Consider the following 15,632-nt stretch of genomic DNA (forward strand, 5'->3'; position numbering starts at 1 on the left):
GATGTCTTTTTTGATGATGGGTCTGGTCGAGCGATATGTGCGAAGGCAAGCGCGAATGCGTGCTGCCACGACCGGCGCCGACTCGCCGCGAAGCGCCGTCGTGCCAGGGCCGTCCGGCGCCACGCTCATGCTCTCGATGGCCGGTGTCGCCGGTGCGCTGGCCTTGTTGTTGCTGCTGGAGGCCAGCTTCGTCGTCCTTGGCGCGACGGCGGGTGTCGGGGCCCTTCTCATGGCGATCGTCGCGCGGCGTGGTGCGGAGCGGCGGAGTCGGAGCCTGCCGGAAGCGAACTCGGGATTGACGCATCGTCCCGGTGAAGTCGGGTGACGACGCGACGATCTCCGCGGCGCACATCGAATACGCGACGCTCTTCGCAGCACGAGGATCGGTGGCGCGAAGGCCTCGCAACCCGTCGATCTTCGCTGTGATACATCGCGGGTGCGAAGTTCTCCGCGCCGCCTCGCATTGAAGGTGGGAGGAGCTTCGCAGCGCGAGCGAGGACGCGACGATTCTCGCGGGGAACAGGTGGGACGATGCGAACCAGCGCGGCGATGATCGAGCGGTTCGACGCGTCGGGCGGCCGGCGGGCGCGAGTGGATCGCAGGGCCAGGTCTGAACGGGCATGACGCATCGAACATCAAGAATGCGTCAGGGGGCTTCGCGTGGTGCGCCGGCTGCGACGGAGTGACTCGAGTTCGGTAGCGCGCTTGACAGGTCCGGCGGACCGTTTCATGAAAAGTGCGAAGACGCGAGGCGAAGGATGCTCATCTGGACGGTCAGCTTCTTGACGCTCGCGCTCCTCGCAGGGGCGCTGGGGTTCTCGGGATACACGAGTACCGCCCCGAAGGTCACGGCGACCACGGCCGCCGGGATGGCGCGCATGCTGTTCCTGGTGTTCCTGTTCGCCGCCCTCGTCACGCTGGGCCTGGGGTTCGTCCGGGGCTGGTGACAGCGCTGACTCCTGCGCGACGTCGCGGCCCTCGCGGCGCCGCACCGTAAACTTCCATTCGTTCGTACAAGCAGACGCAGCACCCCCGCGCAGGCAGGACTCGACACACGGCCTGCGCGGGGTTTTTTACGTCGCGCGGCCCGTATGGGCTACGGTGTCGCGTCGGCCATGCCGTCCAGGTGGGCGGCGATGGGCGGCCAGGCGGCGGCGGTCTTGGTCGCGTGGAAGTGCGGCTCGAAGCGCGGGTCGAGCTGGGCGGCCAGGCGCAGCCATTGCTTGACGCGGGCCACCGCGCGGCCCGGCTCCAGCCCGTCGTCGCGCATCGCGGCGTGGTAGTCGCGCAGATTTCGGCCAGCTCGGCGAGCGGCAGCGGTCGGTCCTGGCGCGCGCCGCGGATGACCGCGAACAGGTCGGGACGGGCCATCGCCGCCCGGCCGATCATGAAGGCGTGGCAGCAGCTCTGGGCTGCGCAATGGGACAGGTCCTCGGGGACACGCAGGTCGCCGTTGGCGACCACGGGGATCGGGATCGAGGCGCGCGCGCGGGCGAGGTCGGGCCAGCGCACCGGCGGCTGGTAGAGCTGGGTGCGGGTGCGGGCGTGGACGGTGAGCCAGGCGGCGCCGCCGCTGGCCGCGGCGACGGCGATCTCCTCGAGGCCGTCGCTCGAGTCCCAGCCGACGCGGACCTTGGCGGTGACCGGGATGTGCTCGGGGACGCGGTCGCGGACGCGGCCGACGATCGCACGGATCCGCTGCGGCGCGCGCAGCAGGCTGGCGCCGCCGTCGTGGTTGTTGACGGTCTTGGCCGGGCAGCCGAAGTTGAGGTCGATGCCGGGGGCGCCAAGCTCGGCGGCGCGGCGGGCCGTCTCGGCCAGCGGCTCGGGGTCGCCGCCCAGTAGTTGCACGTACACCGGGACGCCGGCGCGGGTGTGACCGCCGCGGGCGAGCTCGGGGACGTCGCGCAGCAGCACGGCCGCGGGCACGGGGTCGCGGGTGACCCGCACGAACTCGGACACGCACAGGCTGATGCCGCTCGCGCCGCCGAACTGGTCGGTGAGCAGGCGGCGGTAGACGGCGTCGGTGATGCCGTCCATCGGCGCGAGGGCGAGGTAGAGGCCGGGCTCGCCGGGGCGCGCGGCGACGCGGTGGCGCTCGCCCCAGGTCGCGGACCAGCGGGCGGCGCTGTCGCGTCGCATGTCCTCGAGGACAGCTTCGGCGACGCGCCGGCCGGGGTCGGCGGCGAAGCGCTCGCAGGCCCCGATGGTCATCGCTCGGGGTCGTCTTCGTCGTCGACCTCGGCCCCGTCGGTGGCGAGGTCGAGGTCGAGCTGGTGGTCGAGCTCGCTCGACCACGGGGCCAGCAGCAGCTCGTAGCAGCGGGTCTGTACCATCTCGCCGAAGGGGTCGCGGCGGCGCAGCTGCCGGCAGAGGAAGCCGCTCGGCGTCAGGCGACGGGCGCCGAGCAGGGCCCAGATCGCCTGCTCGACCGCCTCGGGCGTGTAACCGCGGCCGACCAGCGCGTCGACCAGCTGACCCATCGCCACGCCGCGGGTGCCGGCACCGTCCGCGTGCTCGAGGATCGCCTGACTGATTCCGTCCATGGGAGGCGGGAGGATGGCGCGGCTTGCGTCGGCCCGCAACCAAGATCGCGCATCGGCCGACCGGCGATCAGGCGTCGCCGAAACTGATGCCAAGGCCGCGAGCGTGGGCGACGAGCTGACCTTGTGGGTCGACGGCCCGCATCTTCTTGACGGCGAGCTCGAGCGGCACGGTGCGGATGTCGGGCGGCTGTGACGAGACGAGCACGCTCCGCTCGCCGCGCAAGGCGGCCTCGACGGCCTCGACGCCGAGGCGGCTGGCGAGCAGGCGATCGTAGGCGGTGGGCGTGCCGCCGCGCTGGATGTGACCCAGCGCGGTGACGCGGAGCTCGAGCTCGGGGACGATGGCGGCGATCTCCTCGGCCACGCGCTGGCCGGCGCCGCCGAGGATCGACGACGGGCCGAGGCGACCGGAGGCGACCGGCCGATGCGTGACCTCGCCGCCGACGCAGGCGCAGCCCTCGGCGACGACGACGAGGGCGAAGTGGCGGCCGCTGGCGAAGGTGCGCTGGAGGTCGCGGGCGACGTGGGCCGGGGCGTAGGGGAGCTCGGGGATGAGGATGACGTCGGCGCCGCCGGCGATCCCGCTGTGCAGGGCGATCCACCCGGCGTGGCGGCCCATGACCTCGAGGATCATGGTGCGGTCGTGCGACTCGGCGGTGGTGCGCAGGCGGTCGAGCGCGTCGGTCACGACCTGGACGGCGGTGCCGAAGCCGAACGTCTCGACGGTCGCGTCGAGGTCGTTGTCGATCGTCTTCGGCACGCCGATGACCGTCAGGCCGCGGCGCGCCAGCTCGAGCGAGATCGCCTGCGAGCCGTCGCCGCCGACGTTGATGAGGACGTCGATGCCGAGCGCCCGGGCCCGCGCCAGCAGCTCGTCGCCGCGGTCGCGCGTGGCGCCGTCGGGGTCGCGCCAGGCGAACGGGCTGCAGCGGTTGGTGGTGCCGAGGATGGTGCCGCCGCGGCCGAGGATCGGCGCGACCTCGACGGGGGTCAGCGCGCGCACGGTGGCACCTGTCCCTTCGAGCAGGCCGTTGAGGCCGTCCTCGACGCCGAGCACCTCGAGGCCGGCGGCGTGGGCCCGCAGGACGACGGCGCGGATCACCGCGTTGAGGCCGGGGCAGTCGCCGCCGCCGGTCGCGATCGCAAGCTTGCGCGGAGGGGTCGGCATCTGTCCTTCAGGGCAGGTTGCCCGGGGCCTGCAGGGTGGGGTCGACGGCGGGGAACCAGCGGGCGGCGATCCGCACCGCGTTGGTGGCGGCGCCGAGGCGCAGGTTGTCGGCGGCGACGGTGAAGCAGACGGTGGTCGGGTCGTGCGGGACGACGCGGACGCGGCCGACCAGAGCGAGGTCGCGCTCGTGCACGGTGGCGAGCGCGGACAGGCCGGCGCCGTCGGCGGTGGGGACGACGCGGAGGAAGGCGCCGCCGGCCCACGCGGAGGCGACTGCGTCGAGGCTGACGGGGCGCTCGCAGGTCAGCCAGACCTGCTCGTAGTGGCCGACGGCGACGGGGACGCGGCAGGCCTGGGCGGAGATCGGCAGGTCGGGGAAGGCGAGGATCTTGCTGCTCTCGATCATGAGCTTGCGCTCCTCGGCCGAGAAGCCGCTGTCGTCGGTCTTGCCGTTGTGCGGGACCGTGTTGCCTGCGTACCCCGAGGGCGAAAAGGCTGCGCCGAGGCGGTTGTGCGCGGCGTAGCCGACCTGGGCGTCGAGCAGGAACTGGTCGAGGGCGGCGATGCCGGCCCCGCTGATGGCCTGGTAGGTGGAGACCGCGAGCCCGCGGATGCCGAAGTGACGGCGCAGCGGGGCGAGCGCGAGCGTCAGCGGGATGGTGGTGCAGTTGGGGTTGGCGACCAGGCGGACCTCGTCGGCGACGAGGCCGTCGTTGACGCCGGCGGCCACCAGCGGGACGGCCGGGTCGCCGCGGTAGGCGTTGGACTTGTCGATCACCCGATAACCGAGGGCCAAGAGCCGCGGCACGTAGCGGGCGCTGTGCTCGTCGTCGAGCGCGACGAACGCCAGCTCGCCGCCGGTCGCGTCGACCGCGTCGAGCTGAGTCGCAGCCTTGACCTCGAAGCGGCGGCCGTCGACCTCGAGCTCCTGGTCGCGGCTGGCATGGAGGGCGAGCTGCGCGCCCGGCCAGGCGCGCGGGATGAGGTGGAGCAGCTCGCGGCCGACGAGGCCGGTGGCGCCGAGGATGCAGACCCGCATTGTGCGCGGCAGTGTAACACGGGTCGCCTGCCCGCGCGCGCTCCGCGGGGAACGGCCCGGCGAGGCCGTGCGGACGGTCGTCGGACATGTGACCCGAAAGACATGTCGAGAAAGACATGTTGAGGGCGCCCGCCCGGCGCCCGCCCGACGACCCCGACTTTCGGCGCGTCGCGGGTGACGGGCATACTCGCGGGGTGAGCGAGCGGGTGAGTGACACCGCCGAGGTCCGGCCGGCCTCGGCAGAGCCGTCGCGTATCAGCCAGGCCGATACGCTGACGAGCGAGGGCTCGCCGAAGCCGGGCGACGCGACGCACGACGAGCTGCCCGCCGACATCCGCCTCGGTCGCTTCACCCTGCTGCGCGTGCTCGGCCGCGGCGGGATGGGCGTGGTCTACACCGCCTACGACGAGCTGCTCGACCGCATCGTCGCCATCAAGATGGTCCGCAGCGACCGCGACGACAGCCACCTGCTGGCGCGAGTGCTGCGCGAGGCCAAGGCGCTGGCCAAGCTGTCGCACCCGAACGTGGTGCAGATCCACGACGTCGGCGAGAGCGACGGCCAGGTCTTCATCGCCATGGAGTACGTCGACGGGCCGACGCTGCGCGCGTGGACCTGTGCGCGGCGCGAGGCGGGGGCGCGCTGGCACGAGCTGCTGCCGGCGCTGATCGACGCCGGTCGCGGGCTGCAGGCGGCGCACTCGGCCGGCCTCGTCCACCGCGACTTCAAGCCCGACAACGTGCTGGTCGGCGCCGACGGCCGCGCGCGCGTGCTGGACTTCGGCCTGGTGGCGGCGCGCGGCGAGTCGCCGCAGCCGCGGTCGGGGGCGCCGCTCAGCAGCACGGAGCAGCTGCTGACGCGCACGGGGGCGATCCTCGGCACGCCGGCGTACATGTCGCCCGAGCAGTGGCTCGGTCGCCAGGCCGACGCGCGCTCCGATCAGTACAGCTTGCGCGGCGGTGTACGAGGCGCTGCACGGGGTGCGGCCGTTCTCCGGCGGCCACGCGACCGAGGTGCTGGCGGCCATCTCGCACGCGACGCTCGAGTCGGGCCCGCGGACGCTGGCGGTGCCCGCCCCGATCTCGGCGGCGCTGCGGCGCGGCCTGTCCTTTCGGCCAGAAGCGCGGTTCCCCGACATGGCGGCGCTGCTGGCCGCGCTCGACCACGACCCGGGGGCGACGCGGCGACGTCGGCTGCGGGTCGCGGGGGTCGTGGCGGTGACCGCGGCGGTGGTGATCGCGGGGGCGCTGCTGTGGCAGGGCTGCAGCAGCGCTGGCGTCGCGAGCAGCGTGAGGAGGACGCGGCCGCGGCGCTGGCCGAGCTCGAGGCGCGCATCGCCGAGGCGCGGGCGGACCACGACCGGGCGGCGGCCGAGCGGCTGTTCGCCGGCTTCCTCGAGGAACCTGTCCACAAGGACACACGAGCGATCGCCCGCGCGTGGCTGGCCGAGGCGGGCCGGCGCGGCGAGGACGGCGATCGGCGCGGGGCGATCTCGGCCCACGCGCGCGCGTTCACGCTGGCACATGACCCAAAGGACAGCCGCGAGGCGCTGCTCGGGCTGGTCGGGCTGTTCCGCGCGGAGCTGGCGTGGGACGGGCTGGCGCAGGTGCTGGCGCTGCTCGACGAGCGCCACCCGGAGGCGGCGGGCGACCTGACCCTGGCGTCGGTGCGCGGCGACGTCGCGCTCGCCCGGCGCGACTTCGCGGCGGCCGCGAGCCGGCTGACCGGGCCCAAGCGCGCGCTGGCGGAGGCGCTGGCGACGGCCCGGCGCGCGCCGTTCACCGACGTGCGGCAGGTGTTCGGGCGCGTCGGCGACGAGGTGTGGCTGCTCGCGCAGGGGGCCGGCGCGCCGGTGTTGCACGCGGCGACCGCCGACGCCGCGCTGGCGCCGAAGTGGCAGCACGCGTTCCCGGACGGGACCGTCCGCGTCGAGGTGGTCGACCCGCTGGCCGGCCAGGCGATCGCGTGGGAGGACGGGCTGGCGCTGTACGCCGCGAAGGCCGGCGGCGGGCTCGAGCGGGTCTTCACCTGGCCCGAAGACCAGATGTTCGCCGCGGCCGCGGCCGACCTCGACGGCGACGGCGCTCGCGAGCTGTACGTCGGGACAGGTACTTCGTGCCAGATCTCCGCCCTCGTTCCTGATGGGAGCGGCGGCTTCACCCATCGCGTCGTCTACGACGTCGGCGACAGCGTCGAGTCGGTCGTCAACTCGATGCTCGTCGCCGACCTCGACGGCGACGGGCGCGACGAGCTGGTGGCGGCGTTCGGCGGCTGGCGGGCCTACGACGTGCGCGTGCTCCGGCTGGCGCCGGGGACCGGCGAACTGGTGACGGTGGCGCGCGACAAGATCGGCCAGGTGTTCGGGCTGGGGGCGCTGCGCGCGGGCCAGGGCGAGGCGCGGGTGGTCGCCGAGGTGTTCCACCGCGAGCCCAACCCGCTGGTGTTCCCTGCCGACGAGCCGCACGGCGCGCCGGCGGGGACGTACCTGCTGGCGCTGGCCGGCGACGGGCTGGTCCGCCGCGCCCACGTGCCGTTCGCCCGCGCGCACGAGGGCGCGCGGGCCGACGGGGTCCACCAGCAGCCGCTGGTCGGCGACGTCGACGGCGACGGCCGCGGCGACTTCGTCAATCAGTACTACGAGCGGGGGTCGTTCCACTCGGTGATCCAGCTGCAGGACGAGCGCGGCGGGTTCGTGCCGGCGGTGCTCGACGGGATCGAGGTGCTGCGGCTGGCGCAGCTCGACGACGATCCCGCGGAGGAGCTGCTGGCGCGGGTGCAGGCGCCGACCGGGGCGGCCGAGCTGTGGCTGCTGGGGGCCGGCGAGGAGCGGCTGGCGGTGCGTGGGCCTGTCTTCGAAGACATGGCCGATCGGTCATCCGTGAGCGACGCGGCGCTACGGCGGGCGTTCGTGGGAGCCGACGACCTGCGCCGGCTGGGCCTGTGGGCCGAGGCGGCCGAGGCCTACGAGGCGCTGGCGCGGCGCAGCCCGCCGGGCGAGCTGCGCGAGCAGGCGCTGCTCGACGCGGCGCGCCTGCGCGAGCGCCTGGGCGACGACGGGGCCGCGCTGTCGCTGTACGGCGAGGCGGGCGAGGGGACGGAGGCGACCGCGGCGCTGCAGGGGGCGTTCCGCTCGCACCTGCGGCTCGGCGAGTACGACCGGGCCCTGCGGGCGCTCGAGTCGCTGCGCACGCGGCCGGGGCTGGCCGCGAGCGAGGCGGCCGAGCTGCTGAGGCAGCGCGAGCGGCTGGTGGGGGCGACCTACGAGCACCCGCCGATCGACATCGACTTCGACCGGCCGCTCGCGCCGGCGTGGACGATCGGCGATCCGCTGGCGCTGCGCAGAAGGCCGCTCGAGCAGGCGCTCGAGATCCGCACGGCCAGCGCGGGGGTGCTGGCGGAGCTGCCGCTCGAGTGGGACGGCGAGACGATCGACGTGAGCATGGATGTCACGGTCGAGCACAGCGAGTGGAGCTCGAATCTGGTGCTCGAGCTGGCGCCCGAGGCCGAGCCGGACCGGCCGGTGCTGCGGCTGGCGATGAGGACGCACGGGACCAGCCGCGGCGGTCAGCCGACGCTGCGCGAGTACCAGTGCCAGGCGGGCGGGCAGGTCCACTACGTCAATCACACGCCGTCGCTGCTGAGTCCGGACCCGGCGGTGCGCTCGCGGGCGCGGCTGCGGGCGTTCGCGGTGGCGCCGCTGGGCGAGTTCGGCTGCGCGCTGACGGACCTCGAGCGCGACGAGTCGCGGACGCTGCGCGAGCCGCTGCCGACGCGGCTGGGGCCGCCGGGGCGCTATCGGCTGCGCCTGCGCGCGGGGGCCGATGTGCCGGCGTGGTTGGTGGCGCAGGTGCATCACGTGGCGATCCGCGGGGCGCGGATCGTGGAGCCGGCCGCGGGCGATCCGCAGCGCGCGGCGTTGCTGGCGGCGGCGATCGAGGGCGACGCGGTGGCGACGCTGGCGGCGCTGGCCGCGGCCGGGCCGGCGGGGCCGCGCGAGCAGGCGCTGCAGGCGTTGCTGCTGGGCCGCACCGGCCGCGCGGGCGAGGCGGCGCCGCTGTGGCAGGCGCTGCTCGACAGCGAGGACGCGACGGCTCGCGCGGCGCTGCACACGTTGCTGCGCAGGTACCATGCGGAGGTCGGACCTGTCCTTCGGGCCATCTCGGAGCCGCGCTACCTCGACCTGCTGGCCGAGGCGTGGCGCAACACGGCGGTCAATCACGAGGGCGACCCGCGGGTGGCACCTGGCTTTTTGGACATGTTGTCGGGCCTGGCGTCCGAGCGCCTGGCGCCGGTCGGCAGCGGAGCGGCGGCGATGACCCGCGCGGGCGACCTGCTGAGCTGGCGGGCCCGCCTGCAGCGCCGCGCGGGCCGACCGGCGGCGGCGCGCGAGGATTTTACCCGGGCGCTCGAGCTGTACCGCCGCGCCGACCTGGCAGTGTCGCTGCGCGCGAGCATGCTGCTGCTCGACCTGGCGTCGCTGGCGGCTGAGGAGGGCGATCGCACGCGCGCGGCGGAGCACGTGGCGGCGGCCCGCGCGGCGTCGGACATGCCATTGCTGGTCGAAGACATCGTCCGCGCCCGACCCGAGCTGGCCGCGCTCGCAGGGCCGTGACTCGGTGGATCCCGCACCGCGATCCTTGATACGAGAGACGTGAATATGACCTACGCGATCCGCCCCGCCCGCCTCGCCGAGATCGAGGCGATCCGCGGCATCGAACGCGCGTCGGCCCGGCGCTTCGTCGGCATCATCGACGAGATCGTGGACGACGAGCCCTCGCCCGCGGCGGTGCTGGCGGCGCGGATCGCCAGCGGCGGGCTGCTGGCGGGGGAGTGCGAGGGCGCTCCGGTGGCGTTCGTGATGTTCCGCCCCGTCGAGGACGGCCTCTACATCGAGCAGATCGATGTCCTGCCGGCGTTCGAGCGCCGGCGGATCGGCGCAGCGCTGCTGGATGCGGCCGCGGAACGGGCGCGAGCGGCGGGCCTGGTCCGCCTGACGCTGTCGACGTTCCGCGAGGTGCCATGGAACGCGCCGTACTACCGGCGCCTGGGCTTCGTGGACATCGCCGACGACGCGCTGACCGAGGGTCTCGCGGAGATCCGGCGCGAGCACGTGGCCCGCGGGCTCGACGAGAGTCGGCGGACGTTCATGGCCCGACCTGTCTGAGCTCGGCTGGGCCGGGCTCGTGGCCGGCAACGACATCGGATATTTTAAAGAATATGCGCTTACGACTGACTTTGATTGTGATGTCGCTGGTCGGCCTCGGGCTGGTGATCTTCTTCGCCGGCGGATCGCCGTCGACGGCCGACGGCTCGACGACCGAGGGCGCAGGACCACGAGCCGAGAGCGAGTCACACCCCGCGTACGGCACGGTGACGGAGGCCGGGGAGGTCTCGCCATTATTGAATCGGCGTCTGGAGAACTTCACCGAGGGGCTCGTCGAGCTGCTGTCGCAGGTGCCGCAACCGCCGAGCCACGACCAGGCGCAGGCGGCGGCGCAGGTGATCGCGATGTTCAACGAGTTCGACCTCGACGCGGCCGCGGGTCTCTTTGAAAAACCGTCGGCGGGGCTGGAGGAGTGGGTGCAGTGGTTGCGGGCCCGCGTGGGCGAGTGCGGGGCCGGCGAGCCGATGATGGTGAAGGACGACTCCGTGCGCTACCGCTACACGTGCGAGCACGGGCAGCTCGAGGCGCAGTTCTCCCTGTCGCCGGAGACCGGCAAGATCCCGGGCCTCATGATGGCCGCGCGGGGCATCGAGCTCGCCGAGCCGGTGCGCGAGGCCGCCGAGACGGTGATGCGGCTCTACGACCAGTGGGACCCGGCGCTGTTTCGCCGCAGCTTCAGCGAGAAATTGATGAAGAAAAAATCCGCCGGTTCCTGCTCGACGTGCGCTCGAAGCACGGCGACTGTTCGCTCGGCGAGCCCGACCTCGTCAGCGTGCGCGGGACGTTCATCCACCTCAACTGCGAGCGGTCGGTGCGGCTGATGAAGCTCGAGCTGATGCAGGAGGACGACCGGATCAAGATCCTGTCGATCCGCGACCCGCGGCAGTGAGCGAGGCTCAGGGCGGAGTGACGGGCAGGCCGCGGTTCGGATCGAGGATCGATCGGACGAAGCCGGCGCGGGAGATCTCGCCGCCGGAGCCGAGGTCGGCGATGTCGGGTCCGAGGTCGGCATAGAGGGCGGCGGCGAGGGCCCGCGGGTCGCGGGTGCTCAGGCGGTCGGCGGCCTCGCGGACGCGCTCGGCCTCGCGATCGATCCACTCGGCCATGTCCGAAAGGACACGTGCGCCGTCGGGCTTGATCCGGCCGTGCGTCGGCAGCACGACGAGGTCGGGGGCGCGAGCGGCGACGCGGCGCAGGGAGGCGACCATGTCGTCGGCGGCCGACTCGAACCAGCCCTCGAGCGGACGCGAGGTGTAGAGGTCGGCGGTGAGGGCGTAGGTGGCGGCGCCGTCGCGGGCGACGAAGGTGATGTGATGGGGGGTGTGGCCGGGGGTGAGGACGGCCTCGAGGGCGACGGAGCTGTCCTCGAAGACAGCCCCGGGGTCGTACGGCTCGACGGGGCCGCTGGGCTCGGGGTGACCCCAGAAGATGGCGCGGTACTCGGGGATCCGCGCGGTCGTGGTGACGATCGGGACGTGGTGGCGCGGGACGAACACCGGCAGGTCGCCGAAGACGCGGCGGATCGCGGCGATGTTGCCGACGTGGTCCTCGTGCTGGTGGGTGCAGACGATCCGCCGCGGCGGGCGCTCGCGCAGGAGGGCGAGCAGCTCGGCCGTGGCGACCATGCCTCCGGCGTCGATCAAGGTGTCGCCGAGGCGGTAGACGGAGTGCTGGCTGCGACCGGTCGGCGTGTCGAAGGCGAACGACAGCCGCTCGAAGGGCCCGTGTGTGGTGCGCGCGACCTCCACGCTGCTGAGCTTGTAGCACAGCAGCGCGCCGCCTTCACCTGTCCTTTCAAACAGATGGCTCGGCGCCCGCGGCCAGCAGCGTGCGCACGAAGCGGTCGTGGTCGTAGCCGGTGATGATCCACGTGTTCGAGCCCGGGCTCGGGCGCGAGCCCCAGCCGCCGCGGGCCCGGAACAGCTCGACCTCGGCCCACTCGCCGATCGCCTCGTCGATCGCGCAGCAGGCCGCGAGCGGGTCGTGGAACTTCTTACCCTCGGGCGACTTGTCGAGGTAGACCTCCATGCCCTGCCAGATGCGCTGCAGCGACGGGCTGCGGTGCTTCACCGCGGCCACGGCGGTGTGCATGGCGGCGTCGTAGTAGACGCCGTGGCACACGTTCTTGGAGACGAAGCGGCGCACGCCGATGCCGGGGTGGACCAGCGCGGCCTCGGCCGAGCGCGGGTCGCCGTTGAGGTTGTAGGTCGGGCAGGTGACGAGGCCGCGGAACTTGTCCAGCTGGCGCTCGGGCGGGACCACGCCCTCGCCGGCGAAGCCGCCCTGGACGACGAGGCGGCCGACGCGGAAGTTCGGCAGGCGCATGGCGGCGCCGAGGTTCTTGAGCGGCGCGCCGGTGACGAGGGTGGTCGACTCGTCGCAGTGCGCGTGGAGGACCTCGCCGCCAGGCGCCGCGTCGCGCGACGACGGGATGTCGCCGTAGGCCTTGTAGTGCCACGAGGACACGCACACGCCGCGCGGGCCGTGTCGGCCCTCGCCGGGGTCGCCCTGCTCGCGGACCGAGCGCGGCTGATGATCGAGGTTGTGCGCGCCGACCGGGATGTCGCGGCCGAACCACTCGAGCGCGCGGCGCACGACGCCGACCTGGTCGGGCGTGCCGGGCGTGACCGCGACGGCCTTGAGGTTGACCTGCGGGTGGCCGAGCAGCAGCAGCAGCGTGAGGAAGTCGTCCGGGTCTCCGGTCTCCATGTCCCAAACCACGTCGATCATCGGGCCTCGCTCTTCGCGGCCGAGGATGATGCCGGCGCGGGCTCAGAAGCGCAACGTGAGGCCGCCGGGCGCGAGCGCGACCCGCCTGGGGACCGGGCGATCGAGCCAGTGGCGATCGAGGCGGACGCCATAGACGATCGTGGGGATCACGGTGACGACGGCGGCGGCCGCGAGCATGATCGAGCCGTAGACGCGCCCGTAGCCCTCGCCGCAGCCGAAGTCCGGATCGGGGTCGCGGCAGGTCGAGGGCAGGAACAGCGCCGTCGGGATGCCGACGAGGAAGGCGGCCACGAGGCTGCCCGAGATGCCGGTCTGGATCTGCAGGCGGCGTCGCTTCTGGCCCAGGCGTCGTGGGCGGCGACGAAGTCGTCCGCGGGCAGCTGCATGGCGTACGGCGAGGGGATCGCGGGGGCGAGCGCGGGGCCCTCGAGCTCGAGCTCGCTCGCGGGGTCGCTCGCGGCCGCGGTGGCGGGCGACAGGATCGACGCCGCGAGCGCGCACCCGACGAGGCGGCGTGACCACGAGGGAGCGATTGCGGGAGGCTGGAGTTCGGCTCGCGGAGACATGGGGCGCTCGGCGCTGAAGTCGCCGCCGCGGGGCCGCGAATTGCGGGTCGGCGAATTCTCTCGCCGGGCGAGACGACCGCGCGCATGCGCGCGACGGCCCCATGGGGCGGTGGGCCGGAGTCACGGGAGAGGCTGGCGCGCAGAGGATGGCGAGGTGATGCCGTGCGGGTCGTCGGCGTGCGCGAGCAAGTGGATGTCGGCGTGATGTCGGCGGTGCGGGTGAGCAGGTCTGTCGCGGTGAGGCCGCGCGACAAGTTGCGCGCGCCGGAGCTGTCGATGCCGACGAATTGTCAGGCGCTCCGCGCGACGAATTGTCAGCGGCCGCGAGCCTGTCAACGGCGAGGAAGGTGTGCGCCGCGGTGATGGGAGTGCGGCGGAGGCCTCGATGGTCGCAGAGCGGGTCCGCGTCACGATGGCACGCGGCCGCGGCGCTGCGTGTCGGCTCGTGACGTCCTGTCCGCGAGTGGTGGCGCGAGGACGTGGCTCGCGATTGCTGTGGGGCGAGCCGGAGGTGCGCATGGACTTGAGAGACGCGATCGTCGGCTGCCTGCTCGGGGGCGCGGTGGGGGACGCGATCGGCCTGCCGTGGGAGGGATTGTCGCGGGCGCGGGTCGGCGCGGCGATCGGCGCGGGGCCGCTGCGACACGCGCTGATCGGCGCGCGCGGGATGATCAGCGACGACACCGAGCACGCGTGCATGACCGGGCAGGCGCTGCTGGCCGCGCCCGACGACTCCCGCGCGTTCGCCCGCTCGCTGGCGTGGCGGCTGCGCGGGTGGTTGCTCGGCCTGCCCGCCAGCGTCGGCTGGGGCACCCTGCGCGCGCTGGTGCGGCTGTGGCTCGGGTGGTCGCCGGAGCGCAGCGGGGTCGACTCGGCGGGCAACGGACCGGCGATGCGAGCCGCGATCCTCGGCGTGTGTGTGGGCGACGATCCGGTGCGGCTCGAGCTGTTCGTGGCCCGCTCGACGCGGATGACCCACACCGACCCGCGGGCGCTCGCCGGAGCGCTGGCGGTCGCGCGCGCGGCGGCGGCGATCGTGTACGACGACGCGGCCGACGACCCCGCGGGGCTGCTGACGGCGCTGGCGGAGGCGACCGACGATCGCGAGCTGGCGACCGCGCTGGCGCTGGCGGCGGCGCACCTGCAGCGCGGCGAGACGGCGGAGGCGTTCGCCTGTGCTTTGGGACAGGTGCACGGCGTGTCGGGCTACATCCACCACACGGTGCCGGTGGCGCTGTACTGCTGGGCGAGCGCGCCGCGCGACGTGGGCGCGGCGGTCGAGCTGGCGGTGCGACTCGGCGGGGACACCGACACGGTGGCGGCGATCGTCGGTGGGCTGGCGGGCGCGGCCGGGGGTCCGCGGTCGATCCCGGCGCCGTGGCTGACGGGGCTGCACGAGGCGCCGCGCTCGGTCGCGTGGATCACCCGGCTGGGCGACCGCCTTGCCCGCTGCTTCGGCCAGCGCCCGGCTCGCAGCGACGAAGGGCCGCTGCCGATCTCCTGGCCGGCCCTGCTGCTGCGCAATCTGAAGTTCACGGCGATCGTGCTGGCCCACGGGGTCCTCCGCGTGCTGCGGCCGCGCGGTGCGTGAGGGCCGAGGAGGCTCATGGGGCATGTCTGAAAGGACATGTCCGTCGGTCGCCCGGCGACGATGGGTGCAGAAGCCGCCGCGGAGCGGCGCGACGACCCGCGTGCCAGAGACCCGCGCATGAGCCGGGCGGCCACCGGCCACGCGCTCGCCGGGCGGCCGCGTGGAGCTCGGCCATGAGTCTCATGAGACATGCTTTAAAGCATGTCCGTTCAGACATCATCCGGAGTTTTGGCCTTCGCCCGCGGCGCCCCGGTCCGCCGGTCACGCGCTCGGCGCCGGTCCGGTCCGGAAGGGCGCGGAGGGTGCGGACCTCTTCATGAAAAATTTGCGGACCGATGTCGATTTGGCCGGTCCGGCTTCGACGTGGAGGTGACGGACAGGAGAACGGCCATGGAAGACCACGGAATGTCACGAATCACGGAGTCGGGCCCGGTCGCGGCGGTGCTGCGGCGGGTCGGTCCGGTGCTGGCGGGGCTTTTGACCACGGTGGTGCTGTCGGTGGCGACCGACGCGTTCATGCACGCCAGCGGGGTCTTCCCGCCGCTGGGGCAGCCGATGCCCGCGGCGCTGTTCCTGCTGGCGCTGGTCTATCGCTCGGCCTTCGGGGTGCTCGGCGGGTTCGTGACCGGCCGGCTGGCGCGGCGCCGACCGATGCGCCACGTGGCGGTGCTGGCGAGCATCGGCGTGGTGCTCAGCGCGCTGGGGGCGATCGCCACCTGGGACGCCGGGCCGGAGTTCGGGCCCAAGTGGTACCCGCTGGCGGTGGTGCTCACCGCGTTCCCGACGACCTGGTGGGGCGGCCTGCTCGCCGCGCGCCGCCGGTGACTCGG

At 73.6% G+C, this 15,632-nt stretch carries 14 protein-coding genes; 7 read left to right on the forward strand and 7 right to left on the reverse strand.

Translation table 11 applies throughout. The annotated features are described in order from the left end of the window. Nucleotides 1-127: 127 nt before the first annotated feature. Nucleotides 128-325 (forward strand): hypothetical protein, encoded by a 198-nt coding sequence (locus OV079_RS40260; RefSeq protein ID WP_267774990.1) that lies wholly within the window; start codon nt 128-130, stop codon nt 323-325. A gap of 433 nt (nt 326-758) precedes the next feature. Next, nucleotides 759-947 carry a DUF1328 family protein gene (locus OV079_RS40265; protein WP_267774992.1) on the forward strand — a complete coding sequence of 63 codons (189 nt, stop codon included), beginning with the start codon at nt 759-761 and terminating at the stop codon, nt 945-947. Here the strand turns inward: OV079_RS40265 and OV079_RS40270 are convergent. From OV079_RS40270 to OV079_RS40285, 4 genes are all read right to left on the reverse strand, one after another. After that, nucleotides 913-2,214 carry a tRNA dihydrouridine synthase gene (locus tag OV079_RS40270; RefSeq protein ID WP_267774993.1) on the reverse strand — a complete coding sequence of 434 codons (1,302 nt, stop codon included), beginning with the start codon at nt 2,212-2,214 and terminating at the stop codon, nt 913-915. The two genes, OV079_RS40265 and OV079_RS40270, sit on opposite strands and share 35 nt — an antisense overlap. Then, nucleotides 2,211-2,546, reverse strand: a complete 336-nt coding sequence (locus OV079_RS40275) for a hypothetical protein (protein WP_267774994.1) — start codon at nt 2,544-2,546, stop codon at nt 2,211-2,213. The genes OV079_RS40270 and OV079_RS40275 overlap by 4 nt, the downstream gene beginning before the upstream one ends. A gap of 67 nt (nt 2,547-2,613) precedes the next feature. Next, a complete protein-coding gene (locus OV079_RS40280) occupies nt 2,614-3,714 on the reverse strand; it encodes a 6-phosphofructokinase (RefSeq protein ID WP_267774995.1) in 1,101 nt (366 codons plus the stop codon). A 7-nt stretch (nt 3,715-3,721) separates the two neighbouring features. Beyond that, nucleotides 3,722-4,753 carry an aspartate-semialdehyde dehydrogenase gene (locus tag OV079_RS40285; protein WP_267774996.1) on the reverse strand — a complete coding sequence of 344 codons (1,032 nt, stop codon included), beginning with the start codon at nt 4,751-4,753 and terminating at the stop codon, nt 3,722-3,724. A gap of 116 nt (nt 4,754-4,869) precedes the next feature. Between OV079_RS40285 and OV079_RS40290 the strand changes: the two genes are divergently transcribed. The 3 genes from OV079_RS40290 (at nt 4,870) to OV079_RS40300 (ending at nt 10,736) form a co-directional block, all read left to right on the forward strand. Next, nucleotides 4,870-9,363 (forward strand): serine/threonine-protein kinase, encoded by a 4,494-nt coding sequence (locus OV079_RS40290; RefSeq protein ID WP_267774997.1) that lies wholly within the window; start codon nt 4,870-4,872, stop codon nt 9,361-9,363. A 45-nt stretch (nt 9,364-9,408) separates the two neighbouring features. Further along, nucleotides 9,409-9,915 carry a GNAT family N-acetyltransferase gene (locus OV079_RS40295; RefSeq protein ID WP_267774998.1) on the forward strand — a complete coding sequence of 169 codons (507 nt, stop codon included), beginning with the start codon at nt 9,409-9,411 and terminating at the stop codon, nt 9,913-9,915. Between the two features lie 80 nt (nt 9,916-9,995). Next, a complete protein-coding gene (locus OV079_RS40300) occupies nt 9,996-10,736 on the forward strand; it encodes a hypothetical protein (protein WP_267774999.1) in 741 nt (246 codons plus the stop codon). Nucleotides 10,737-10,811: 75 nt separating this feature from the next. On the opposite strand, the gene OV079_RS40305 is transcribed toward OV079_RS40300, so the two are convergent. Genes OV079_RS40305 through OV079_RS40315 form a run of 3 tightly spaced genes read right to left on the reverse strand, consistent with a single transcriptional unit; the run spans nt 10,812 to nt 12,936 of the window. Then, on the reverse strand, nt 10,812-11,663 hold the full coding sequence (locus tag OV079_RS40305; RefSeq protein ID WP_267775001.1) for an MBL fold metallo-hydrolase: 852 nt from the start codon (nt 11,661-11,663) through the stop codon (nt 10,812-10,814). 46 nt (nt 11,664-11,709) lie between these two features. Then, nucleotides 11,710-12,645: a nucleoside hydrolase gene (locus OV079_RS40310; RefSeq protein ID WP_267775003.1), complete on the reverse strand. Its 936-nt coding sequence runs from the start codon at nt 12,643-12,645 to the stop codon at nt 11,710-11,712. Between the two features lie 42 nt (nt 12,646-12,687). After that, complete coding sequence (locus tag OV079_RS40315) at nt 12,688-12,936, reverse strand: hypothetical protein (RefSeq protein WP_267775004.1); 249 nt, start codon at nt 12,934-12,936, stop codon at nt 12,688-12,690. A 792-nt stretch (nt 12,937-13,728) separates the two neighbouring features. Between OV079_RS40315 and OV079_RS40320 the strand changes: the two genes are divergently transcribed. Continuing rightward, on the forward strand, nt 13,729-14,802 hold the full coding sequence (locus tag OV079_RS40320; RefSeq protein WP_267775005.1) for an ADP-ribosylglycohydrolase family protein: 1,074 nt from the start codon (nt 13,729-13,731) through the stop codon (nt 14,800-14,802). A gap of 390 nt (nt 14,803-15,192) precedes the next feature. Next, nucleotides 15,193-15,627, forward strand: coding sequence for a hypothetical protein (locus tag OV079_RS40325; RefSeq protein WP_267775006.1), 435 nt, complete (start codon nt 15,193-15,195; stop codon nt 15,625-15,627). The last annotated feature ends 5 nt before the right edge of the window (nt 15,628-15,632 follow it).

The sequence above is a fragment of the Nannocystis pusilla genome, assembly GCF_026626665.1.
Classification (GTDB): domain Bacteria; phylum Myxococcota_A; class Polyangia; order Nannocystales; family Nannocystaceae; genus Nannocystis; species Nannocystis pusilla.